The 504-nt window shown below is 51.0% G+C and carries 1 protein-coding gene; it reads right to left on the bottom strand.

Going from position 1 to position 504, the window contains the following annotated elements; all coding sequences use genetic code 11:
- The coding region (gene traI / locus R7E78_RS31005) for a TraI/MobA(P) family conjugative relaxase (RefSeq protein WP_318059255.1) at window positions 1-504 on the bottom strand (504 nt) is incomplete at both ends.

The following is a 504-nucleotide window of genomic DNA, read 5'->3' as shown; positions in this document are numbered from 1 at the left end:
TCGCCGTCGGCAACGATCACTAGACCATTTCCTCTGGTTCTTAACTGCAAACCATTGTCCTGCATGACCTGGTGCAACGCCTGCCAGCTATTGGCTGATTTAATCTCGTCCATGCATTCGCGCTTCACCCAACCCACTAAGCTTTCAATAGCCGAATGCCGCTCCATATCCATCGCACGTGATTCGGCCCCGCGCTTGCGCGGCATATGATTATCCGGCTGCAAACCAAAGTCCTGCTCGATGGCCTCGCACATTTCCGCTAGCTTCTTATGCGGGTAGTACGGCTCATGGATTGTGTTGCGAGTAGGGTGAATCTTGTTAATTGCGATATGGATATGTTGATTGTCCGTATCGTTGTGTACAGCACTGACACGCTGATGCTCGCCATAACCCAACCCTTGGCAAATGCGCTCTTCTATCGCGGCCAAGGTATTTGCTTCTAACTGTTCGCCACTTGGGAAGCTCACTATCAGATGATAGGTTTTATCACTCTTCGCTCGGGTG

The sequence above is a fragment of the Vibrio sp. YT-19(2023) genome (assembly GCF_033337395.1).
The sequence above is the reverse complement of the archived record's forward strand: the minus strand, read 5'-3'. Positions and strand labels throughout refer to the sequence as shown.